Annotated in this window: 15 protein-coding genes; 10 read left to right on the top strand and 5 right to left on the bottom strand. The window is 35.2% G+C overall.

Annotated elements, in window-relative coordinates:
- Positions 1–63: 63 nt before the first annotated feature.
- Positions 64–795, bottom strand: coding sequence for a class I SAM-dependent methyltransferase (locus tag JFU23_RS18780; protein WP_201032447.1), 732 nt, complete (start codon positions 793–795; stop codon positions 64–66).
- Positions 796–1008: 213 nt separating this feature from the next.
- Between JFU23_RS18780 and JFU23_RS18785 the strand changes: the two genes are divergently transcribed.
- Genes JFU23_RS18785 through JFU23_RS18795 form a run of 3 tightly spaced genes read left to right on the top strand, consistent with a single transcriptional unit; the run spans position 1009 to position 3692 of the window.
- Positions 1009–2199, top strand: coding sequence for a glycine C-acetyltransferase (locus JFU23_RS18785; protein ID WP_201032448.1), 1191 nt, complete (start codon positions 1009–1011; stop codon positions 2197–2199).
- Between the two features lie 44 nt (positions 2200–2243).
- Entirely contained in the window at positions 2244–3209 is a 966-nt protein-coding gene (locus JFU23_RS18790) for an L-threonine 3-dehydrogenase (protein WP_201032449.1), read from the top strand.
- A 60-nt stretch (positions 3210–3269) separates the two neighbouring features.
- Complete coding sequence (locus JFU23_RS18795) at positions 3270–3692, top strand: NUDIX hydrolase (protein WP_201032450.1); 423 nt, start codon at positions 3270–3272, stop codon at positions 3690–3692.
- Between the two features lie 38 nt (positions 3693–3730).
- On the opposite strand, the gene JFU23_RS18800 is transcribed toward JFU23_RS18795, so the two are convergent.
- The 3 genes from JFU23_RS18800 to JFU23_RS18810 all read right to left on the bottom strand — a co-directional run bounded on the left by JFU23_RS18800 (position 3731) and on the right by JFU23_RS18810 (position 8168).
- Entirely contained in the window at positions 3731–5614 is a 1884-nt protein-coding gene (locus tag JFU23_RS18800) for a vWA domain-containing protein (RefSeq protein WP_002029726.1), read from the bottom strand.
- Positions 5615–5617: 3 nt separating this feature from the next.
- Positions 5618–6511 carry an ATP-binding protein gene (locus JFU23_RS18805; protein ID WP_000892986.1) on the bottom strand — a complete coding sequence of 298 codons (894 nt, stop codon included), beginning with the start codon at positions 6509–6511 and terminating at the stop codon, positions 5618–5620.
- 127 nt (positions 6512–6638) lie between these two features.
- Positions 6639–8168, bottom strand: a complete 1530-nt coding sequence (locus tag JFU23_RS18810) for a cardiolipin synthase (RefSeq protein WP_201032451.1) — start codon at positions 8166–8168, stop codon at positions 6639–6641.
- A 344-nt stretch (positions 8169–8512) separates the two neighbouring features.
- Between JFU23_RS18810 and JFU23_RS18815 the strand changes: the two genes are divergently transcribed.
- The 4 genes from JFU23_RS18815 (at position 8513) to JFU23_RS18830 (ending at position 12548) form a co-directional block, all read left to right on the top strand.
- Positions 8513–8839, top strand: coding sequence for a cobalt transporter (locus tag JFU23_RS18815; protein WP_201032452.1), 327 nt, complete (start codon positions 8513–8515; stop codon positions 8837–8839).
- Positions 8840–9566: 727 nt separating this feature from the next.
- Positions 9567–11270, top strand: coding sequence for a sensor domain-containing protein (locus tag JFU23_RS18820; RefSeq protein WP_201032453.1), 1704 nt, complete (start codon positions 9567–9569; stop codon positions 11268–11270).
- A gap of 91 nt (positions 11271–11361) precedes the next feature.
- Positions 11362–11658: a transposase gene (locus JFU23_RS18825; RefSeq protein WP_201032454.1), complete on the top strand. Its 297-nt coding sequence runs from the start codon at positions 11362–11364 to the stop codon at positions 11656–11658.
- An 8-nt stretch (positions 11659–11666) separates the two neighbouring features.
- Positions 11667–12548 (top strand): IS3 family transposase, encoded by an 882-nt coding sequence (locus JFU23_RS18830; protein ID WP_201031428.1) that lies wholly within the window; start codon positions 11667–11669, stop codon positions 12546–12548.
- Positions 12549–12605: 57 nt separating this feature from the next.
- On the opposite strand, the gene JFU23_RS18835 is transcribed toward JFU23_RS18830, so the two are convergent.
- Entirely contained in the window at positions 12606–14003 is a 1398-nt protein-coding gene (locus tag JFU23_RS18835; RefSeq protein WP_201032455.1) for an amino acid permease, read from the bottom strand.
- 451 nt (positions 14004–14454) lie between these two features.
- Here JFU23_RS18835 and treR point away from each other — a divergent pair, with 451 nt between their 5' ends.
- The 3 genes from treR to treC all read left to right on the top strand — a co-directional run bounded on the left by treR (position 14455) and on the right by treC (position 18409).
- The gene (gene treR / locus JFU23_RS18840) at positions 14455–15165 is read left to right on the top strand and encodes a trehalose operon repressor (RefSeq protein ID WP_002063767.1); all 711 of its coding nucleotides are present in this window, start codon (positions 14455–14457) and stop codon (positions 15163–15165) included.
- 141 nt (positions 15166–15306) lie between these two features.
- On the top strand, positions 15307–16734 hold the full coding sequence (gene treP, locus JFU23_RS18845) for a PTS system trehalose-specific EIIBC component (RefSeq protein ID WP_002063769.1): 1428 nt from the start codon (positions 15307–15309) through the stop codon (positions 16732–16734).
- Between the two features lie 13 nt (positions 16735–16747).
- Positions 16748–18409 (top strand): alpha,alpha-phosphotrehalase, encoded by a 1662-nt coding sequence (gene treC / locus JFU23_RS18850; RefSeq protein WP_201032456.1) that lies wholly within the window; start codon positions 16748–16750, stop codon positions 18407–18409.
- Positions 18410–18422 lie beyond the last annotated feature (13 nt).

Below are 18422 nucleotides of genomic sequence, written 5' to 3' on the forward strand. Positions count from 1 at the left end.
CCCGATTGGTGCGGGCTAATAATCAGTGGGGGATGAACATCCCCCACTGATTAAAGTTTCACTTTATTTTCGGCAAGAAAATAATAGAAAAAGGGGAATACGTAAACGTCGTTCATATTCTTCTTCATCTTGAAAACAGTTTCGATTTGGTGTAGCTTCTTTTAAGCTTGTAATCGTAAATCCGGCTTGTTGTAATAATGTAAAATATTCTTCCGTAGTCCGGTGATATTTAATAACTTCTTGATCAATCCATGGCTCAACTCGTTTTCCTGTTTCGAAATAATCATCGACGAGCCAACTAGTTCTTTTACCACTCGTTTGCAAGCTTTCAAATGAGGAGGTAATAACGGGATGTTGAACGCTAAAGGTGAAGGTTCCGTTTGTTTTTAAAGTTTGAAACACATTTTGAAAAATGATATCAAGGTGTTCAATATAATGTAAGGCGAGTCTAGATGTTACTAAATCAAAAGTAGAAGGAGGGTATGTGTAGTCTTTGAGGTTTAAAAAATGAACGGTGCCATTTTTATTTTCTAGTTGTTTTTTAGCTTTTTCATACATAAGCTCGGAGCCTTCAATACCAGTGTAAGAGTGGCATCCATGTTCTAATAATTCTTCGCCGAATTTAGCATCACCACAACCTAAATCGAGGATTTGTTTTCCTGTTACATTGCCAATGAGCTGAAAGAATGCTGGTTTTTCAAGGGATTCGTTTGGACTATTTTCTCGATATCTTCGCTGCATATATTGCTCAAAAAATGCTTCGTTATTATATACATCAGATTCAGTAAATGCCATGTTTAAAGCCTCCCTAAATATTTTTTTAATTCTATCAAATATGAAAAGTAAATGATAGATTTCTTGTAATGAATCATATATAATCTGAAATTGTAAGCGGTTTCTTTAAACTATTTTTCTATAATAAATTCTGAAAACGTGTTAAGCTAGTAGAGGGATTATTAGAACTATTAAGATAATAATCCGCTTACATGAACGATGGGAGGCTTCACGATGTCTAGTAAAACACTTGCAAACTTTTTAGAAGAAAATTTAGAGGATTTAAAATCAAAGGGGCTTTATAACGTAATTGATCCGATTGAAAGTCCAAATGGACCGATTATTACAATTGGCGGAAAAGAATATATTAACTTATCTTCAAACAACTATCTTGGATTAGCGACTGATAATCGCTTACAAGAAGCAGCAATTGGTGCAATTCATAAGTACGGCGTTGGAGCAGGAGCTGTTCGTACAATTAACGGTACTTTAGATTTGCATATTAAATTAGAAGAAACAATTGCAAAGTTTAAACATACAGAAGCAGCAATTGCTTATCAATCAGGATTTAACTGTAATATGGCAGCGATTTCAGCTGTTATGGATAAAAATGATGCGATTCTTTCAGATGAATTAAACCATGCATCTATTATTGATGGTAGTCGTCTATCAAGAGCGAAAATCATCGTTTATAAGCATTCTGATATGGAAGATTTACGCAAAAAAGCAATCGAGGCAAAAGAATCAGGTCTTTATAATAAATTAATGGTTATTACAGACGGTGTTTTCTCAATGGATGGAGATATTGCAAAATTACCAGAGATTGTTGAAATTGCAGAAGAGCTGGATTTAATGACATATGTAGATGATGCACACGGTTCAGGTGTACTTGGCAAAGGTGCAGGTACTGTAAAACATTTCGGTCTTTCTGATAAAGTTGATTTCCAAATCGGTACATTATCAAAAGCAATTGGGGTAATTGGTGGATATGTAGCTGGGAAACAAAACTTAATCGATTGGTTAAAAGTGCGTTCACGTCCATTCTTATTCTCAACAGCTTTAACACCAGCTGATGCAGCTGCTTGTATGAGATCAATTGAAATTCTAATGGAAAGTACAGAGTTACACGATCGTTTATGGGAAAATGGTCGCTATTTAAAACAAGGGTTAAAAGAACTTGGCTTTAACATTGGAGAAAGTGAGACACCAATTACGCCTTGTATTATTGGTGATGAAGTATTAACACAAGAATTTAGTAAACGTCTAAATGAAGAAGGCGTATACGCAAAATCTATCGTATTCCCAACTGTAGCAAAAGGAATGGGACGCGTTCGTAATATGCCTACAGCAGCTCATACGAAAGAAATGCTAGATGAAGCAATTCGTAAGTATGAAAAAGTAGGGAAAGAAATGGGTATCATTTAAGTAACGACATCTTTTGAATAGCTTGCAAATGGGGAGTGGGAAAAATGAAAAAAATTCTAGTAACCGGTTCTTTAGGGCAAATTGGTTCTGAACTAGTAATGAAACTTCGTGATGTATACGGCGCATCAAATGTTATTGCAACAGATATTCGTGAAACAGACAGTGAAGTAGTAACGTCTGGTCCATTTGAAACGTTAGATGTAACGGATGGACAAAAATTACATGATATTGCAAAGCGTAATGAAGTAGATACAATTATTCATTTAGCGGCTTTACTTTCAGCAACTGCAGAAAAAAATCCGTTATTTGCTTGGAATTTAAATATGGGCGGACTTGTAAATGCATTAGAAGCAGCACGTGAATTAAACTGTAAGTTTTTCACGCCAAGTTCTATCGGTGCATTTGGTCCATCAACGCCAAAAGATAATACACCACAAGATACAATTCAGCGTCCTACTACGATGTATGGGGTAAACAAAGTAGCAGGAGAATTACTATGTGATTATTATCATCAAAAGTTTGGCGTTGATACGCGCGGTGTACGTTTCCCAGGCTTAATTTCTTACGTAGCTCCTCCAGGAGGCGGAACGACTGACTATGCAGTTGAAATTTATTATGAGGCGATTAAAAAAGGTACATACACCTCATACATTGCAGAAGGAACATACATGGACATGATGTATATGCCAGATGCTTTACAAGCAATCATCTCATTAATGGAAGCTGATCAAAATAAACTAGTGCATAGAAATGCGTTTAACATTACAGCAATGAGTTTTGAACCAGAGCAAATTGCAGCATCAATCTGTAAACACATTCCGAACTTTACAATGGATTACGCAGTAGATCCAGCTCGTCAAACAATCGCTGATAGCTGGCCGAACTCTATTGATGCAACAGCAGCAATGAAAGAGTGGGGCTTTAAGGCAGAATATGATTTAGACAGAATGACAACTGATATGTTAGCCAAGTTAAAAAAAAAGCTCGCAGCTGAGTTAGTGATGAATTAATAGGAAGAGCCGATTCTTAGGAATTGGCTCTTAATTATTTTAGGAAGGGAGAAAAGCAACATGCAAAGAGTTGATGTTGTATATGCATTAATACACGATAGCGAAAAAGATAAAATATTAATGGTACATAATATAGAACAAAACGTTTGTTCATTGCCAGGCGGGGCTGTTGAAAAAGGTGAAATATTAGAGGAAGCACTAGTAAGAGAAGTGAAAGAAGAGACAGGTTTAACTGCCACACTCAGTGGACTTGTCGCATTAAATGAGAAGTTTTTTGAAGAGAAAGGACATCATGCATTATTTTTTACATTCCGAGCAAATGTAGTAACAGGTGAACTTCGTGCAGAAGATGAAGAAGAAATTTCCGCAATCGAGTGGGTGGATCGGACAATCGCAAATGAACGATTCCTATTCTACGATGGGGGATTTGAAGCATTGTTAGAAGTAGCCATTCCATATAAATTTCAACCAGAAACACAGTGAGTGAACGAAAAAACAGGAGCCTCGTGGCTCCTGTTTTTCTATTCAATCGTCTTCAGTAATAGTTTCTTCAACAATGGTTTAATCTTCAGGCGTAAATCTTCAGCATGATTTGCAACTAAGAAGTGATGGTTATAAATGTTTTTCATTAGTTGATAAGTCGCTTCTTTCGCTTCGCCTTCTTCGATAAAGATGCCGATTACTTCCATACCACTTTTACGAGCAAGTTTGACTGCTTCGTGCGTATCTAAAATTCCGTCTTGTTGATAGTCTAGTGCAGAAGGTTCACCGTCTGTAAAGACAAGTAAGAATTTATGTTTTTCTGGTCTTTTCGCAAGCTTTTCGGAAACGATACGAATAATATACCCGTCGCGGTTATCTTCTTCTTCGCGAAGTTGCATAATTTCTGGACCGACGTTTGGTAACGTTGAGTTTTTATACGTAACAACTTCATGGATAACGTTCGGTTTATCTTCAGGTTTAGCACTAGAAGCATCTTCCCAAAATCCACTAATAGCGTGCGGGATTTTTAAAGATTTCAACGCTTCATGGAATAGGACCACACTCTTCTTCGTTTCTTCCATTTTGTTATACATAGAACCAGAGCAGTCCACTAATAGTTGGAATGCAACGTCGAGCTCTTGTGATTCTTGTCCTTTTTTATAAAACATACGCGGCTGTTTTTCAGTATAAATACGAAGGAATTTCTTACGAAGCCTTCCGTAATATTTATCACTGTTTGCATTCGTTTTGTTTTCAATTGTTTTTTCGATAATTTTCTTTAATTCTTTTACATCTTTATTAACGACTGATTTGATGGCTTGGTAATCTTTTTTCTCATCAGGATTCGATTTGCGAGCTTCTTTAAATGTATGAGAAGCTCCCACATTATACTTGCCGTATGCACCGTCGTTTTGGCTAGAAGCATGAGACGCTCTTGCTTCCTCTGTATCAGCACCATCAAAGTTAGATTGTGTACTTTTTTGGGAAGTACCTTGTACAGAACCAAGTGCTTGGTCACCATCTTCTGATTCACGAGCAGTATCACCCATCATATTTGTTTTTGTTCCGCTTTCTAAATCAAAGCGTAAAAAGTTCTCGTTTTCATTGTTTTTATTTTCACGGTGCCATGTCGAGAAGCTTTCATCCATTTTGTTTTTGTTATCATCGTCATCTAGGAGCTGCGTATCATCATTTGCTAATTTTTCAGCGCGACTGTCTTTCTCATCTGCAATCACAGATAAATAAAGCGGTGCATGTCCGAAATAATTATTAAGCATATCACTTTCCAGAAGTCCTTCTAAACGATAGCGAATTTTCTCAACAATATACATAATATCTTCCGTATTACGAGCTTGGAATGTTTCATGCAAAATTGATTCAATTTGCTCGAAATATTCATTATTAAACATTTCATATTTATCACTCGTTAATGAAAGATAGCATAGACAAAATAGACGATCACCGTGATAGTTACGAACACGATTTATTTCATTTTGTGAGCCAAAGTAATTGCGATACATTTCTTTTCGGCGTTTAAAAATATGTTTTGTGCCAGGACGTAAATTTTTGACGATTTCCTCAACACGTAAATCTTCTAATAGAACAAATAATTGTGTTAAAAACTTTTTTAGCGGCGATTCTTGTAACTCAATCGCATAAGAACGAATTAAAGTCATGTCCGAGTAATGTTTATTACCAAGTGCCTTTAAGAACACTTCGCTTTTTAATCCGATTACTGTATCCTCTTCTTTTCGATCATCCCAAAAGTGACTAATGACAACCTTTTTTTCAATTTCGTCGTAGTATGCTTTATAGCCATACTCAAGATAGGCATCGTCTTCTTTTAGAAGAGCATACATTAAGTTTTCCATTTGTAGAAACAGCGACGCATCAATTTTTTTGTCACTAAAAATTTGTCTCATGAATTATCCCTCAAAGAAATAACTTTCTGCTAATTCACGGACAGTCATTTGTTCTGTTTCATCGTTTAATTTTGCGATAATACTACGTTCAATTGCACGCATAACAGGAATATATACACCTAAATCACATGCATCGATAATGCCACGAATACTAGCTGCTTCTTCACTTACGCGCCCATCACGAGCTAAAGGCATAAGATCGCTTGCGAATGCAACGAACTTTTCAATTGTTGCAACATCATTTAATTTTGATTCAGATAGTAATAGTTCTTTTAATGTATCACCTTGAATGTAAGGAACTTCAATAATAACGAAACGGTTTTTTAACGCTTCGTTTAGTTCACTTGTCCCAACATAACCTTCGTTAATCGCAGCAATTACGCGATATTCGTCATCACCGTATACAACTTCTTGTGTAAATGGGTTTGTAATCATTTTACGGTAATCTAACGCACCATGAAGAAGTGGTAACGTTTCAGGTTTTGCCATATTGATTTCATCGATATAAAGGAAATGACCGTTTTTCATTGCCTTCATAAGAGGACCGTTAACGAACGTAACTTCAGATGCGCCGTCTTTTGTTTGTAATGTGTTGTATCCTAAAATACCTTCTACATCTAAGTCGACAGAACAGTTAATGCTATGCATTGGTTTTTGGAATAAAGAAGAAAGAGTTTCCGCTAGTACTGTTTTACCACTACCAGTTGGTCCTTTTAATAGAATGTTTTTACCAAGTAAAAGTGCTGTAATGGCATCTTCAATAATGCTGTTATCAGATGCTTTATATATTTTCTTGCCAATTAAATGTGCATTTTCACCAGCTTCTTGTTTATTCTTTTCATGAATTGTAGAAAGCTGCTGTTTTAAATCAGAATGTATATGAAATTGTTCTAACATGTATTTCCCACCTAACATTATTTTCATAAAGTAATACATCTTATGATAACTTGTTTTAATATGGTATGCAAAGAAAAGGAGAAGGGGGAAATATAAAAGAAAAAGCAATCAACATCACATTGATTGCTTATAGTAAAGGAGAAATGAGTCGCATAAAGGACTCTAATATTCGTTTTTTGATACTTCTTTTTTGGAACGAGTTCCATTTAATTTCAGTGGAGTGTTTAAAGTCTTCTTCAAAATCGCGTTTAATATCATGAACGGTTTCTGATTCATATAGTACGCTAATAATTTCATAATTCAATTCAAAGCTACGTACATCCATATTTGCTGTTCCGATTGTTGCAATTTTATCGTCAACGAGTACAATCTTTGCGTGCATAAATCCATCTTTATAACTGTAAATAGAAGCACCAGCTTTTAAAAGTGGAGTGAAATAGGATTGAGATGCTTGATCGCTAATAATACTATCACTCTTACCAGGATATAAAATGCGTACATCTATGCCAGATATTGCACTTAAGCGTAATAATGTTAAAGTTTCTTGATCCGGAATAAAGTATGGTGTAGCGATCCAAATAGATTTTTTGGCTGAGCCCATAACAGCTAGTAATGTATTACGAATACTTTTATCATCTGAGCTTGGTCCACTTGCTACAATTTGCACCGCACCTTCTGCATCCGGAATTTCTTTTCCTGGGAAGTAGTGTCTATTCATAAATTGATCCCAAGAATAAGTATTCAATCCACTAGACGCATAAAGCCAATCTTCTAGAAAGATGGCTTGTAATTTATACAATGCTTTTCCTTCTATTTTTAAATGACTATCACGCCAAACCGGGAATTTTTTTGAGCGACCAAGATATTCATCACCGACGTTGAGCCCTCCGGTAAAACCAATTTCTCCATCTACAATGACGATTTTACGGTGATTACGATAATTAACTGTCTCGAGTAACCAAGCTGAAAAAATAGGGTCAAATTCGACAATTTCAATTCCAGCTTTTTTCATAGGTTGTAAAAATCGTCGTCTTAACGTATTACTTCCGAGTCCATCATAAAGGAAGCGTACAATAACACCATCTTTTGCTTTTTGTATTAAAGCATCTCGTACTTTTGTACCAATCTCATCAGATTTATAAATATAGTATTGAATATGTATGTGATGTTTTGCATTCTCGATTGCGTTCAAAATTTCTGAAAAGGTTTGATCACCGTTTGTTAAAAGTTTTGTTGTCGTTCTATCTGTGGCAGGCCCGCCTCCAAATTTTTGTACTACTTCTGTTAAATGTATGGAACGTTCATGTAATGGAACTGTGAGTGATAATTCTAGTCGTCTTCCTTCTAATATTTCGCGGAATAATTTTCTTTGTTCTTCTGAACGATGAAGATGTTTTTTTCTTCTCCAACGGCTACGCCCGAAAATAGAGTATAAAAGTACACCTACAACAGGAAGAAGTGCTAATACTAAAAACCACGCTAAGGTGCTTTGGGGTGATCTATTTTCGATAAAAATAACGAATGAAATTCCTACGATTGTGATGGACCATAGAGCACCAACAAACGTATATAACGAAATAACCGATGTATTTAATAGGAAAAGAACGATAGATACGATTGTAAATATTAATAATAATTGAACGATAGGTTTCTTCATTTCTATATAATTCCTCTAATCTTTCTTAAATATAGACTTCTTAAATAGAAGATATAATCTGACATCCTTATTATAAAGTGTTTTGTTTTTTTTACAAAATATAGACATTTGTCCTATACTTTCCGCATTTGTCCTACATACAGTATATTGTTACGTTGTTATCCCGCTATTTGCTGGTTAATGATCAGTGTAGGAGGGACAAAAACCTTGCCTCTTATATAGGAAAGGGAATGAGGTTTCTTTCCTGGATTTGTAGTAGGTGCATTATGAAGCCCAGGATATGGTTATCCATATTACGCGAATTCTTCTTATTAAGGTGAGGAAATGGAAAGGAGAGGGAAATAATGAATTATATAGAAAATAATGGATTGTATTATCGTCATAATCATGGAGGGCACCATCATAATGGCGGACATAATCACCATGGTGGGCACAATCATTATAATCATCATCATCATCATCACGGTGGTGGATGGGGCTGGGGTGGCGGCTCGTGGGGCGGAGGGTTTTTCCCAGGAAGTTTTGCTGGAGGCATGTTAGGTGGGCTTACAGCTGGCGCATTAACGGGTGCAGCAGGTGGAGGCTACTATCCAGCACCGTACCCAGTAACATATCCAGCACCATATCCAATGCCATACCCGGGTTATCAGCAAATACCATATCAATATTAAACTAAAAAAGAGGATATCCTCTTTTTTAGTTTAATAATTTATTTATAAAATATTTCCAAAAACAAGGTGAAAATATGTTAATATTTTGTTATTATAATTCAATATGTTAAATGAAAATTTTGGCTTTATCCCGCTATTTGTGGGCAGTAAAACCCCCATTGATTAAAGTATCACTTTATATTATTATTCGTGAATCGTTGCATTTTGTATATTAATCTCTATTTCATTATGTATCGGCAGTTAGATTTACATCTTAACATTTAATGAAATAAAAGAGGTTAGGTGTGAGGTCGTATTAGTAGGGAGCAGAGGCTAATAGTGATGAAATTGTCACTTTACAAATTCAAAGAATGTAAGAGAATACTGTATAATAAGCTTAGATAAGTAGAGAGATGAGAAGCTTCTACTATAATTAAAACAGCACCATATTGCTTTTTTATAAATAATATTATGTTATTTTAATCGGCCTATTTAGAAAAAAATTGTGATTTATCCCGCAATAACGGGTAGTAAGACTCCCACCTCAAAATTCGGTGAATGTGAGGAAGTTAGGTGGGAGATAAAAGCCCGATTGGTGAAGGCTAATGATCAGTGGGGAATGGACACCCCCCCACTGATTAAAGTTTCATTTTATGTAAAGGCGTATTGTTAGAACATGAAATATCTCTATTTCTATGAAGAGAAACGAGTTGTGTTTTAGTCAGATAGGAAGCAAGGAGAGGTGCGCATGCTAGAACAAAGAGGTCATGCATTATATGACTCTTCATTGCAAGATTTAAAATTAGCATTAGATGAGTCTTCAATTGTTGCTATTACAGACCGAAATGGTCTTATTACATATGTGAATGATAAATTTTGTAAAATCTCAAAATATAAAAAAGAAGAGTTAATAGGAAAAGATCACCGTATTTTAAATTCCGGATATCATCCGAAAGCATTTTTTCAAATCCTATGGAAGCGTATTTTGAGTGGAAAAGTCTGGACGGGGGAAATTCGAAATCAAGCAAAAGATGGTACGTATTATTGGGTTAAAACAACAATTGTTCCATTTTTAAATGAAAAGGGAGAACCTTATCAATTTATTGCAATTCGAAATGATATAAGTAGTAGGAAAGAAGCAGAACAAAGATTAAGATTAAGCGAAAGTCGTTATAGGGAACTTGCTTATCATGATGCGTTAACAAGTTTACCGAACCGTTTACAGTTAATTACGACTGTAAATAAGATGATTGCAGAGAAAATAGAGTTTGGCATGATTTACTTTGATTTAGATCGTTTTAAATTAGTGAATGATACGTTAGGTCATATGATAGGAGATTTACTTTTAAGCGAAGTTGCTTCACGGTTGCATTATGTGCTAGGAGAGAAAGATGTTCTGGCTAGGCTTGGTGGCGACGAATTTGTGCTGTTAACAAAAACTCATACACATGATGAGATGAGGCAGTTAGCGACATCCGTGTTGTCATGCTTTCAAGCGCCATTTATGCTTGAAGGTCATGAAGTATATATTTCAGCTAGTCTAGGACTTTGTTCCTATCCGCAAGATGGAAAAGACGTTGAAACGTTATTAAAAAATTCAGATTTAGCCATGTATAGTGCGAAAGAGCAAGGAAGAAATGCGGCGTGCTTCTTTACAGATGAATTACGTGCGAAAATAAACCGTAGAATGAAAATAGAATTTGCTTTGCAAAAAGCGATTCGTGACGAAGAATTAAAAGTGGCATTACAGCCCATTATTGATTTGAAAACAAAGAAATGTACTGGTATTGAGGCTTTAGTACGCTGTAAGACAGAAGAAGGTCCTATTTCACCAAGTGAATTTATCCCTGTAGCTGAAGAGTGTGGACTTATTATAAAACTAGGAGACTGGGTACTAGAAAAGTCATGTCGACTGTTTAAAACTTTACCAGATTATCAAGAGGGACTGAAGTTATCTGTTAATTTATCAATACAACAATTGATGCAAAAGCGATTTATTTTATCTGTTCGTAGTATATTGAAGCGAACAGGGTTTCCGCCAAATCGTTTAATATTAGAAATAACAGAAAGTATAGCTGTACGTCATTTTGATTATATTATTGCTACATTACAAGAATTAAGAAGTATGGGAATTTTAATCGCTTTAGACGATTTCGGAACAGGGTATTCCTCATTATATTATTTAAAACAACTACCACTTGATATTGTGAAAATTGATCGTAATTTTATTCGTGAGTTTCATTATGATCATGCACAACCAGAGCGAACGATTGTAAAATCGGTTATTGAAATCGCCCATAGTTTAAATTTATTAGTGGTTGCTGAAGGGGTAGAAACGGTAGAACAAGAAAGTTTATTAAAATCAATGAGTTGCGACTTTGTACAAGGTTTTTATTATGCGAAACCGTTAGATATAGGGGAACTAAAAGAAAAGTTATTAACTGATTTTTAATAAAAAAAGAGAAGCGAAATGATATGATCCCCTTATAGTAGACAGGAAAAAGAAAGCACATTAACCTGTTTACTATGGAGGGGATTTTTTTATGGGAAAAATTAGAGTCACTTACGATGTAGAATTTAAGAAAAAAGCTATAGATTTACACTTAAAAGAAGGCATGAGCTATAAAACCATTGCGAAAGAATTGGGTATTCATCACTCGGTTGTAAGTCGTTGGGTGAAATACTTTGAAGCTGAAGGAATCAAAGGACTAGAAGAAAAACGCGGTAAAGCGAAAGGACCAGGTTTAGGTAGACCAAGGGTTAGACCCGAAGATCCTGAAGCTAAGATCCGACGATTAGAAGCGGAAAATGAAATGTTAAAAAAGCTCTTAGGAATGTAAAAGGAGGAATGAAAGTCGTATCCAAAACGAAAAAATTCGAAGTCATCCATGAAATGACAAAAACAGGTTATACAGTGACCATTCTATGCGATATTGCTGGTGTAACCAGAAGTGGGTACTACAAATGGATAAAACGGCATACGACGCCTTCAAAAAAACAATCAGAGGATATCGAAATTAAGAAAAAGATATTGGAGTGTCATAAAAAATTAAGAGGAATTTATGGATATAGAAGAATACAAGTGTGGCTGAAAGCCACATATAACCTTCATTTGAATCATAAACGCATCCAAAGATTGATGAGTGAACTAGGTATCAAAGCCGTAATTAGGAAAAAACGACCTTATTACGGAAAAAAAGAAGCTTATGTGATTTCAGAGAACCATCTAAATAGGGAGTTTCAAGCTTCAAAACCGAATGAGAAATGGGTAACCGATATTACCTATTTGATTTTCAATGGACAGCGCTTGTACTTATCCGCTATTAAGGATTTATACAATAATGAGATTGTTGCCTATGAAACCAGTCGTAGAAACGACTTAAAACTTGTGTTAGATACACTTAAAAAGGCAAAGAAAAAACGAAATATGAAGGGAATCCTCTTACATAGTGATCAAGGGTCCCAGTATACATCTCGTCAATATAATCAATTACTTAAAAAATATCAGATGAAGGCAAGTATGTCTCGAAGAGGCAACTGTTGGGATAATGCTTGTATGGAAAACTTCTTCAGTCACTTTAAGGCAGAGTGTTTTCATTTACACTCCTTCCATAAAGCGAATGAGGTCAAACTTGCCGTGCGTAAATATATGCACTTTTATAATCATCAAAGATTTCAAAAGAAATTAAATAACCTGAGTCCATATAAATATAGAACTCAGGTTGCTTAGTTGCGCTTTTTTAATACTGTCTACTTGACAGGGGGCACTGCAAAAAGCTTCTCTTTTTTATTGTTTTTTTTGTGAATTTTTCATTAAAACTGGATAAAGAATAAGACCTAATACAAACAAACCAATGCCTAAGAAGAATGTTTTTAAATCAGCAGTTCCCGTTTTAATAACCCATATGGAATATAAAAATGCTAGTGCAGTAATGATTCCATCTTTTATTCGAGATCCCGGCATTACATCATACGTTTCCCCCGTAATAACTAATTTTAACTGATACAAGGTAGAAACAAGGTACGGGATTAAATATGCTAATGTCGCTACAACAATAGCGAAATTATATGCTTCTGAAACAGTACCAGAAATCGTTGAGAATAAGAAAATTTGCGTCATCACATTTGTAATAAATAATGATTTTGAAGGACTACCTTTTTTATTTGTTTTACTGAAAAACTTAGGGAAAAGTCCATTTTTAGCAGCCTGGTAAGGTACTTCTGAGCTAACAACGATCCATCCTACAGTAGAGCCGAATAAAGATACGAGTGCAAGTAAGGCCATTATATAAGCACCTTTAGTACCAATTGCTAAATTTAATGCATCTACTAATGGTTTTTGAGACTCTTTTAAAGCGTCTTGTGGAAGAGCGCCCATTGTTAGTAGAGTAATTGCCATGTAAATAAGAAGAGCGATGATTAATCCGAAAATCGTAGCTTTCTTAACATCGTGCTGAGATTTTGCACGGTTAGAGAGCATAACTGCTGACTCAATACCGATAAACGCCCAAAGTGTTGCAATAGCAGCGGAATTTATTTGTCCACCCAACGAAATAGGTTGTCCAGCTTCATTCATAAATGTTTGACCGTCCCCGAAATTAGAGGCATTGAAAATGAATAATGTGATTACAATAAACATTGTAAATCCGATGATTTTTGCGATTGTTGCAAGAAGGTTCATATTTCCTGCTCTATCAATATTTTGAGAAAGAATATATTGAATTCCCCATAGCATCATACTACATACTATGAAGGTTAAAGCTTTTCCAAGTTCTAATGAAAATCCGTTTGTTGAAAAGAGAATTTGCTTACTTTGTAAAACTGGGAAGAATGTTGATAAATATCCTGCAAAGGAAATAATTACAGATGCTGTAGCAGCCCAGTTAGCAGCCCAGTATCCCCAAGCCATACTATATCCTGCAACTTTACCTGTCTTTTGAGAAGTGAACATTGCTTGGGCGTAACTTTGTGGTCCTGCTTTTAATTCTGGTTTACGAATTGCTAAATTTCCAAATACGAGTGCAATCATAAATACACCAAGTCCTGTAATACTCCATGCCAGTGTAGATCCCATTGGACCTGATACGTGTGCTAAATTTGCTGGGAGCATAAATACGCCACCGCCAACCATATTCCCGATAACAAAAGCTGTTAAAATCCATAATCCCCATTTTTTCGTTTCCATTTTTGTTAACTCCTTTGTAGTAAGTTTTGCTTAAACATCATTTTTTACTAGCATTTTTGGCAATAAAAAAAGAGCCATGTAGATAAAAAATACCTACATGGCTCTTTGCCAAAGCGTAGGTACAACGGGAATAACCCTTGTACCTACGCGTAATTTTTCCGCTAGGTTTCAAGGGTTAAGTATGATGATGATGTTTTTGTGCAAATGTAACTACAATTGTTGTATAAGTAAGCATAGTTCTTTGCTCCCTTTCTCCTCTGATTTTGAAGTTAGTATACTATATGTTTTTTTGAATGAAAAGAAAAATATTAAAAAATTTATAAAAATACGTTTTAGGGACTAAATATTTACCCATAGTTTTCTTGTACTGGAAAATAAGTGAGAGATTGGCAGAAGAGTATAGCGTGGTATAATACATATAGAATTAGAAGGTGACAAGGGGCTATTGTAGATGATGAGTAAGTATGAACAAATTTATACAGAAATCAGCAAGTCTATTGATAATAAACAATTAAAAGAAGGATGCAAAATTCCATCAGAAACGGAATTAATGAAGCAGTACGAGGCAAGCCGGGGTACTGTAAGAAAAGCTGTAGATTTATTGCAAGAGCGTGGATATGTTCAAAAAATACATGGAAAAGGTGTTTTTGTATTAAAGCGCAAAAACATTGAATTTAACTTTGGTGGTATTGTAAGTTTTCAAGAAGAAAATGAACGTTTAGGACGTTACTGTATTACAGAAGTCGTGGAAATAGAGAAAATGAAAGCGACGAAAGATGTAGCAAAGTTATTAAATGTGAAAGAAAAAACGGAAATAGATCATATTAAACGCGTACGAAATATTGATGGAGAAAAAGTAATTTTAGATATAAACCATTTTGTATCGGAATATATTCCAGGATTAACGAGAGAAATTGCAACTGCATCGATTTATAAATACATCGAAAAAGAATTAGGACTACATATTAGCTATTCACAGAGGGTAATTGAAGTACAGCCATGTACAGATGATGACCGAAAGTATTTAGATTTAAATGGAACAGACTATGTTGTCGTTGTAAAAAACTTTACTCATTTATACGATGGGAGTCAGTTCGAATATACGGAATCACGTCACCGCTTAGATATTTTTCACTTTTCGGATGTGGCGCGAAGAAAATAAAGAGATGGAGCGAAATAATCGTTCCATCTCTTTATTTATAAAAAAATCATCAACTTATATATACGAGTGTTGACTAACTTATATATACGAGTTAATATGTAAGTGTAAACGGTATCAAAAAAAGAAAAGAGGGACGGGAATATGGGGAAAGACTATCGTAAAACAGCAGAAGAAGTGTTGCAGTATATTGGTGGGAAAGACAATATTGAACAAGCTGCGCACTGTGTAACGAGGCTACGTATCGCTTTAAAAGATGAAAATAAAATAGATAATGATAAATTACAGTCTGTTTCATTAGTAAAGGGAGCGTTTCATAACGCTGGGGTATTTCAAATTGTAATTGGTCCAGGTGATGTCGATCGAGTATACGCTGAATTGATAACGCTTGCAGGTATGGAAGAATCGACAGTAGCTGACGTAAAAGGTTCAGGGGATAAAAAATTAAATCCAGTTCAAAAGTTTGTAAAAGTATTTTCAGATGTATTTATGCCGATTTTGCCAGCAATTATTACGGCAGGTTTACTAATGGGGATTAATAACCTGTTAGGGGCAAAGGACTTATTTTTTGATGGGAAAAATTTATTAGAAGTATATCCGAACTTAGGTGGGCTTTGGGATTTAATTAATATGATGGCCAATACAGCATTCGTATTCTTACCGGCACTTGTTGGTTGGTCAGCAACGAAGCGCTTTGGTGGTAGTCCAATACTAGGGATTGTTATGGGATTAATGCTTGTGCATCCGGCCTTATTAAACGCGTGGGATTATGGAAAAGCAGCGACTGGTTTAGAGGGACAAAAGATTGAGTACTTCGATATTTTAGGGTTATTCCAAATTGAAAAGGTAGGGTATCAAGGTCAAATTTTACCCATTTTAGTAGCAGCATTCGTATTAAGTAAAGTTGAAATCTTCTTAAAGAAACATGTGCCAAACGCAATTCAATTATTAGTTGTACCAATTACAACAATCGTTGTAACGGGTGTGTTAGCGTTAGGAATTATCGGTCCAGTTACACGTCATATTGGCGATTTATTAACGGCTGGATTAGTTGGCGTATATGAAACGGTACCAGTACTTGGAGCAGTATTATTTGGAGCATTATATGCACCGCTCGTAATTACAGGAATGCATCATATGTTTATTGCAATTGATTTGCAGCTAATTGCACAGCACGGCGGTACATTTATTTGGCCGATGATTGCTCTTTCTAACATTGCACAAGGTAGTGCGGCATTAGCGATGTTCTGGATTTCTAAAAATCAAAATGATAAAAGTATGGCATCAACATCAGCAATCTCAGCGTACTTCGGTATTACAGAGCCAGCGATGTTCGGTGTGAATTTAAGAAATAAATTCCCGTTCTATGCAGCGATTATTGGGTCTGCTATAGCAGCAATATTTATTACATTAAATGGTGTATTAGCACCAGCAATCGGAATTGGCGGATTGCCAGCATTTATTTCTATCATTCCGAAATCGATTCCAATGTTTATTGTAGGGATGATAATCGCAGTAGTAATTCCATTTACATTAACATGGTTATTTGCGAAACGAGTAAAACAGAAGTAGGAGGAAATTAAGCATGAAAGATTGGCATAAAAGTGTAGTCTATCAAATTTATCCGAAGAGCTTTAATAGTTACTATAATAAAGAAACCGGTGATATAAAGGGAGTTACAGAGAAATTAGATTATTTAAAGGAACTTGGAGTGGATTATATTTGGTTAACACCGATATACCGATCACCACAAAATGACAATGGATACGATGTAAGTGATTATTACAGCATTGATCCATCTTACGGGACGATGGAAGAGTTTGAAGAGCTTTTAAAAGAAGCGAAAGTACGTGACATTGAAATCATGCTTGATATCGTTGTAAATCATAGTTCAACGGAGCATAAGTGGTTTAAAGAAGCAAAAGAAGATAAGAATAGTCCGTATCGAAATTATTATATTTGGCGTGATGAAAAGAATAATTGGCAGTCTAAATTTGGAGGATCTGCTTGGAAATATGATGAGAAAACAGGGCAATATTTTTTACATCTATTTGATGAGACGCAAGCTGATTTAAACTGGGAAAATGAAAAGCTTCGTGAAGAAGTGTACGATATGATGCGCTTTTGGCTCGATAAAGGTGTAAAAGGATTTCGCCTTGATGTTATTAACTTAATTTCAAAAGATCAAAGATTTTTAAGTGATGAAGGCACCACGGCTACAAGTGATGGGCGTAAATATTACACAGATGGTCCACGCGTCCATGAATATTTACAAGAGATGAGCCAAAATGTTTTTGAAGGGAAAGATGTAATTACAGTTGGAGAAATGTCATCTACAACAATTGATAATTGTATTAAATATTCGAATCCTGAGCGCAATGAACTAAGCATGACGTTTAGTTTCCATCATTTAAAAGTAGATTATTCGAATGGTGATAAGTGGACGAAAGCTGATTTTGATTTCATTAAATTAAAAGAAATTATGTCTAATTGGCAAAGTGAAATGCAAAAGGGCGGAGGATGGAATGCGTTATTTTGGTGTAATCATGATCAGCCTCGCATTGTGTCACGCTTCGGTGATGATGGAAAGTACCGAAATGAATCTGCAAAAATGTTAGCGACAGCTATGCATATGTTGCAAGGAACACCTTACATTTATCAAGGTGAAGAAATTGGCATGACGAATCCTAAATTCGAGTCCATCGAGCAATATCGTGATGTGGAATCGTTAAATATATATGATATAAAGCTAGAAGAAGGATTATCAAAAGAAGAGATTATCGGGATTTTAAAACAAAAATCTCGTGATAATTCACGTACTCCGATGCAATGGAATGAAGAGGTGAATAGTGGTTTTACAACAAGTACACCTTGGATTTCAGTGGCTGAAAACTTTAAAGAAATAAACGTAGAGAAGGCATTAGAAGATAAAGAATCTGTATTTTATCATTATAAAAAGTTAATTGAACTTAGAAAAAAATACGATGTAATTACAGACGGGAAATATGATGTTTTAGATGGAAATCATCCGAATATATGGGCATACACGCGTGCTATAAATAATGAAGTATTACTTGTTATAAATAACTTCTATGGAGAAGAAATAACGTATTCTGCACCAGTGAATGTTCAATTGGATGGAATGAAACAAGAAGTATTATTATCAAATTACAAAGATTCAAGTAAAGATATTACCAATCTTAACTTAAGACCGTATGAGTCAATTGTATATCGTTATACGAAATAAAAGGTTGTATGCC

The sequence above is a fragment of the Bacillus sp. TH50 genome (assembly GCF_016650565.1).
In the GTDB taxonomy this organism is placed as follows: Bacteria; Bacillota; Bacilli; order Bacillales; family Bacillaceae_G; genus Bacillus_A; species Bacillus_A mycoides.

Excerpts from the sequence above, each read along its gene's own strand:
- JFU23_RS18780 (WP_201032447.1), bottom strand. The coding sequence starts at position 795 with ATGGCATTTACTGAATCTGATGTATATAATAACGAAGCATTTTTTGAG.
- JFU23_RS18785 (WP_201032448.1), top strand. The coding sequence starts at position 1,009 with ATGTCTAGTAAAACACTTGCAAACTTTTTAGAAGAAAATTTAGAGGAT.
- JFU23_RS18790 (WP_201032449.1), top strand. The coding sequence starts at position 2,244 with ATGAAAAAAATTCTAGTAACCGGTTCTTTAGGGCAAATTGGTTCTGAA.
- JFU23_RS18795 (WP_201032450.1), top strand. The coding sequence starts at position 3,270 with ATGCAAAGAGTTGATGTTGTATATGCATTAATACACGATAGCGAAAAA.
- JFU23_RS18800 (WP_002029726.1), bottom strand. The coding sequence starts at position 5,614 with ATGAGACAAATTTTTAGTGACAAAAAAATTGATGCGTCGCTGTTTCTA.
- JFU23_RS18805 (WP_000892986.1), bottom strand. The coding sequence starts at position 6,511 with ATGTTAGAACAATTTCATATACATTCTGATTTAAAACAGCAGCTTTCT.
- JFU23_RS18810 (WP_201032451.1), bottom strand. The coding sequence starts at position 8,168 with ATGAAGAAACCTATCGTTCAATTATTATTAATATTTACAATCGTATCT.
- JFU23_RS18815 (WP_201032452.1), top strand. The coding sequence starts at position 8,513 with ATGAATTATATAGAAAATAATGGATTGTATTATCGTCATAATCATGGA.
- JFU23_RS18820 (WP_201032453.1), top strand. The coding sequence starts at position 9,567 with ATGCTAGAACAAAGAGGTCATGCATTATATGACTCTTCATTGCAAGAT.
- JFU23_RS18825 (WP_201032454.1), top strand. The coding sequence starts at position 11,362 with ATGGGAAAAATTAGAGTCACTTACGATGTAGAATTTAAGAAAAAAGCT.
- JFU23_RS18830 (WP_201031428.1), top strand. The coding sequence starts at position 11,667 with ATGAAAGTCGTATCCAAAACGAAAAAATTCGAAGTCATCCATGAAATG.
- JFU23_RS18835 (WP_201032455.1), bottom strand. The coding sequence starts at position 14,003 with ATGGAAACGAAAAAATGGGGATTATGGATTTTAACAGCTTTTGTTATC.
- treR (WP_002063767.1), top strand. The coding sequence starts at position 14,455 with ATGATGAGTAAGTATGAACAAATTTATACAGAAATCAGCAAGTCTATT.
- treP (WP_002063769.1), top strand. The coding sequence starts at position 15,307 with ATGGGGAAAGACTATCGTAAAACAGCAGAAGAAGTGTTGCAGTATATT.
- treC (WP_201032456.1), top strand. The coding sequence starts at position 16,748 with ATGAAAGATTGGCATAAAAGTGTAGTCTATCAAATTTATCCGAAGAGC.